This is a genomic window from Yinghuangia sp. YIM S10712 (assembly GCF_051388935.1).
In the GTDB taxonomy this organism is placed as follows: domain Bacteria; phylum Actinomycetota; class Actinomycetes; order Streptomycetales; family Streptomycetaceae; genus Yinghuangia.
This window is the reverse complement of record NZ_JBPKBI010000005.1, coordinates 323,961-329,072: the sequence shown is the minus strand read 5'-3', so window position 1 is coordinate 329,072 and position 5,112 is coordinate 323,961. Positions and strand designations below refer to the sequence as shown.

4 protein-coding genes are annotated in these 5,112 nt (G+C 57.8%); 3 read left to right on the top strand and 1 reads right to left on the bottom strand.

The features are described from left to right. From ACRX5W_RS14975 to ACRX5W_RS14965, 3 genes are all read left to right on the top strand, one after another. A partial coding sequence (locus ACRX5W_RS14975; RefSeq protein ID WP_436788598.1) for a tyrosine-type recombinase/integrase occupies positions 1–882 on the top strand: 882 nt, incomplete at its 5' end. A 654-nt stretch (positions 883–1,536) separates the two neighbouring features. Beyond that, positions 1,537–2,127: a DUF6932 family protein gene (locus ACRX5W_RS14970; protein WP_436788596.1), complete on the top strand. Its 591-nt coding sequence runs from the start codon at positions 1,537–1,539 to the stop codon at positions 2,125–2,127. Positions 2,128–2,219: 92 nt separating this feature from the next. Beyond that, positions 2,220–3,116 carry a hypothetical protein gene (locus ACRX5W_RS14965; RefSeq protein WP_436788594.1) on the top strand — a complete coding sequence of 299 codons (897 nt, stop codon included), beginning with the start codon at positions 2,220–2,222 and terminating at the stop codon, positions 3,114–3,116. 507 nt (positions 3,117–3,623) lie between these two features. Here the strand turns inward: ACRX5W_RS14965 and ACRX5W_RS14960 are convergent. Next, positions 3,624–4,928: a hypothetical protein gene (locus ACRX5W_RS14960; RefSeq protein WP_436788593.1), complete on the bottom strand. Its 1,305-nt coding sequence runs from the start codon at positions 4,926–4,928 to the stop codon at positions 3,624–3,626. Between the last annotated feature and the right edge of the window lie 184 nt (positions 4,929–5,112).

Sequence of the window (5,112 nt, the reverse complement as noted above, 5' to 3'; positions counted from 1 at the left end):
GGCGCGCCCGCAGGGCGCGCCCTTGACGGCACCCGGGCCGGAACCGAGGTGATCCGGCGCAAGCGCGCAGTCCTGGCGAACGTCATCGGGTATGCGATCGAGTGCCGCGAACTGGCTGAGAACCCGTTGGGCAAGATCGGTTGGAAGATGCCCAAGACGGTGCAGCGGCTCGACCGACGGCGGGTGGCGAACCCTCGTCAGGTCGAAGAGCTGCTGACGGCGGTTTCGTACGTCGGCGGCTACAAGCGGGCCCGCGGGCGTCGCCTCGTCGCGTTCTTCGCATGCCTCTACTACGCGACGATGCGGCCCGCGGAAGCGGTGAACCTCAAAGCGGACGGCTGCAACCTTCCGGAGACGGGCTGGGGTTCGCTCACGATCGAGAAGACGCGTCCGCTCGCGGGCAAGCGGTGGACCGACTCCGGCGAGAGCCACGACAACCGCGGACTGAAGCAACGGGCCGAGGGCGAGACGCGCGTCATCCCGATCCCGCCTTCCCTCGTCGCGTACTTGCGGGCCCATCTCGACACGTTCGGCACGGCGAAAGACGGCCGGGTATTCGGCAACGAGCGGGGCGGCCTCGTTGGCTCCTCCACGTACGACCGCGTCTGGCACGAAGCTCGGACGTACGCACTGACCGAGACGCAACAGGCGTCGCTGTTGGCGCAACGTCCGTACGACCTGCGGCACGCGGGCATCTCGTTCGGCCTGCGGGCGACCCGTGATCCGGCGCTCATCGCGGAAAGAGCCGGCCACAGCGTCGAAGTGCTGATGACGCGGTACTCGTGGGTCCTCGACGACCAGGACGAGAGCGCGAACAAGGTCATGGAGGCCGCGTTCCGGGCCTACAGCACGGACCCCGACCAAGCCGACGGCAAGGGATGACGGACCCGCGCGACGCGGGCAACGAGCCTCCGGCAAGCCTCACGGCTACGCTGGGGGCTCGTTGGCGTTCTTGGCGTTCGAGGTGCCGGAAAACGGGGTCTGACCTGCGGAAACACCGACCAAGATCATACCGTGTATATACCGTGAACCCTGCTCAGCAGCCGCTCACAGCGGCACACGGCTGCACAAGGAAGATCGTCACAAAAAGTAATGGCCGCTGGTCAGCGGCCGTTTTGCCTGATCAAACTGGGTGCCCCCGGCAGGATTCGAACCTGCGCACACGGCTCCGGAGCGGATCGCCTGGCACGTCGTCATGGTGCCTCTGACCTGGGTGATTGCACGCTGAGAGCCTGCGAGAGCGCAAGATCATTGCATGAATGCTGCACAACCTAGAAGTTGGGTCGGCGGGGTGCACTGTCAGCGCGAAGCAGTAGCTTGCCTTACCAATGGTTTCCGTGGGTTGCATGCCGCGAAAATGCTGTTACGAGATAATTTTTCTTGTTTGGGTTGATCCATTCAAGGACGACGGGGCGGCGTTCGACTAAACGGCGACTCGCCGCGATCAAATGACAATCCAACATTCCGGTACGTCTATCCCGTGGGGGCGCTCGGGTGCAGGGATTCAGTCCGAACAGCCTCGTGGCATCTGACACAATGCTGCTGTCCGCGTACGGTCAGCGTTGGTCTACTTGGAGCCGCATGCCCCTGTTGCCTGCGTTCTCGCCGGTCACGTTGTGCCCGCCGCCCGGCAGGTACGCCATGACCTGGCAGGAAGTAGAGGCAGAGCTTGTCTGGGGCGCGGCGTTTGCTTCTTCCCGCACCCGCTCGGCCCTCTGGGAAGAGCTCGGAGCGCACCGCGAGATAGTGGGCTGTCTCTTTGGTGGCGTTGATCGCATTTGGTTGGCTGGCAGCTTCGTCAGTGCCAAACTTGACCCTAGCGATGTTGACCTTGCGTATCTGATCAACCCGCAGGCATACGACGCGATAGCTGCGGACCCCGACAGCATCGATGACCTGGACAACCTTGGCACACGGGAGTGGTGTGTGAAGCAAGGTATGCGTGTCGATGCCTACATACTGCGGCTGCCGGCGACGTCTGACTTCAAAGCTCTCGGGGTACGAGGAGCCATGGCGTCAGGGGATGACGAGGTCTTTCGGAAGCTGGGCCTGTACGACGAGATCTGGCAGAGGTGCACGGTTGATGGGACCGAAGCCCGCCGTGGCTACGTGGAGGTGTCGCTTTGAACACTGCACGTAATCTGCCTGACAGGTCCGACCCGGAAGCAGTACGTCGTTGGCTTGCCGCGCGCAGAGAGAAGCTTCCCGGAGCTAGCCCAGTGCGAACGCTCTCGGAATTCGAATCTGCTCAAAACAAGCGCCTCCTGCGTGCTATTGACGAAGGCGCTGGCGCAGATCGCGAAGTATCAATCGATAATCCGGTTCTTCGATTCTCCCTTGATGGCCCAGCTGTGCAAGATCACCGGATTGAATCAGGGCTGCTAGGCGATTGGCTGAAATACTTTCAGGCCGCCGTACAGTCTGTCGCGTACGCACTAGATGAGCTTCGTCCAACGCATGATTCCGGACCTGTTCCTAAAGAAATCCAGAAGTTGACAAAGCTTTATTCCGGTCCAGTTTTTGCATCTTCATATGGAATGGTTCTTGAAGGACGTGCTGGAATCGGACAGGAAGAGATTCCGGGTGTCGGCAACAACGAGGGCCTTCTCGACCGCACTATAAATAGGATTCTTGATCTCACAGATAGTGCTGGGTCCGGCCCTGCGGCCGAAGATGCGGTGCTTGATGTGGCGATTCCCCTTGGCCGAAGGGCTATTAGGCACCTCGCAGAACTTTCCAACGTTCTAGCACAAGCCGAAGCGGACGTTACGCTCACCTGGCATTCACAATCCACAGTGAGCCGAACATCTCGCTTGAGTTCTGATAATGCTGATCGCTGCCGTAGGGCTTTGCGTGCCGACGACCTCGAAGATCGAACCGAACGATTCAGAGGGATTGTTGTCGGTGGTAGCAAAATCCGCGGTGTGATTGAGATTGAACTTGAACGTGGAGATGTAATTGTCGTAAGGACTTCGAAGCAGGAAGTTACGGCCTTGCTTGGCGCTCATGCGGAACGGGGCGTTGAAGCTGAAGTGCATGTGCTGACGGCGCGATCTCCGCTGGGTCGTGAGCACCACAGCTACACGCTGGTGGGAATTTCCTCCGCCGATGATTAAGGCATTGATTCGTATTTGACGCCGCGATCTTCCGGTAAATCTTACGGTTATGCTGGGGTTTCGTTCACTTTTCCGGTTCCGGGAAATTTTGGCGGGCAGGTTTCATATCATCCACTGCAAGCAGGTGTTTTCTGTCTGTTTCGCGGGGCTGATTAAGGGCTTGGCGTCACCGACCGCATTGTGACCTTGCGAGTGCGAGCTGAGTCTGTCCGCTACAGCGACGGCTCCGGAGTGTGGATGGTGTGCGGGCGTCTCAGCAGGTCAGAGGCATGATCGACGCTTGCATATACATGGTCATACCGCGCCTATACCGCGCGGGCTGACTCGTCTGGCCCGTCGATGAACTCGATGGTCAGAACCTTTGGTAGCGGCGTTGGTTCGGTGCGGCTTACGCGACACCGACAGTGATTACTGAACGTCGAACGACCCGTTGAACTCAGCGATGTTGGCTTTTGTTCCCAGGCAGTGCCCACGGTCCGGTACAAGATCAGTGTAAAGTGGAATGATCTAGATGACTTTCCCGTGCGCCACCACGATTTGCTCTGCGGTGAATCGCATCAGAGGTATTTCAACAGCAAGGTCATCATCATGAGCAAAGGGAGCATACTTTGGAAGTTGCCCCTCTTTAGCATGTACAAGTGAATTTCGCACTCGATAGATTCGCTGTGCAAGACTTTTTGCTAGATCTGACTTATCTGGGTTTCGCAGATCAACCCTATTTGCATCGGCGAAGGAGACGCCGGAATCGCGATAGTGTTTGACCAGGTTTAGATCCCAGGCGTCGAGATCGGCGCATAGGCGCCCGAAGTCTACGAACTTTGCGAGAACTAATTCCAGGGCACGTAGCTCATTCACGCCGCCCTCCTCTCGCACTTGACGCTGTGCCTTAGTGACAATCTTGATCAATGACTGGATGTCGCGCGCGCGTCGGACCGAGAAGGATGGATCCGTGATTCCTTTTCTGACTTGCTCCACCAAATCATCATTGAATATCTTCTCAAAGAAATGCTCGGCGATGTGGTAGTACGCCAGATATTCGAGTAGTGGAATTTCTGCTGCCACTCCCATGAGGTAGTGGTGGATTAGGTCGTGGTCGTAGGTTTGGCGAGGGGCGTCAATCGCATTGGATTTTGTTCGGCGAATTCTTTGAATGCCGCGAGTTAGAAACATCGGGTGTATCCCCAGTCGCGCAGCCTCATCAGTATTGTATGCAACATGAAAAAGGAATGAGTTGGCGAGTACGGTGAAGTCTGTTCCGGGCCTCTGACAAGTCATGCGTAGCGTTGTGGCGCGCCATTCCTCTGCAACTGCATCCAACAGACAAATTGGCTCAAGCGGCTTGAGGGTCTCGTTCCTTCGATTTCCTGGCCTGTAGGTGATCATACGATTCCGGGTATTAGCCCAGCGCGGGGTTCTGACTACGTCTGGATTCTCCGCAAGATGGCAGAGGAGATGGGCTGTGTATTCCCTTGAGGTTGACCCAACGTGATAGGTGACGGCGTTCTCTCCGTGAGTAGAAATCCCCTTGTCGTCATAGACTCTCTCAAATAGTGCGCTGTAATTCAGGGATAGAATCGAGAATTCCGCCCGGTCATCCCACGTGATCTCGGTAAGGGATTTCGATTTTGCTGCGCTCAGTTTCGCAAGTGTTTCATCGATCTGTTCCGAGCTGATCGTCAAAACTGGATCCGATGTCCTTCTTGGCTGGGCCACAAATCCATCGGCGGATTCCTTGATATCGGGAAAGAGCAGATTTATTCCTGCAATGAGTGATTCTCGCATTTGGTTGATTGATGGAACAGTTTCGGTCATCTGCGACTCCGGATGAGGGTCAATCGCTGCGGCGGGCAGTCGATTCGTTCGTCTCGGGTAAGCCAGTATCCCGCTTGGCCTCGTCGGAGAGTGCGTTTTTGACTGATCCATGATTGCTAGCTTGGCCGCCTGGTCGGTGGGGCCCCGCCGTGACCGGCGGCCACGCCGCACGCGCGGCGGGGCC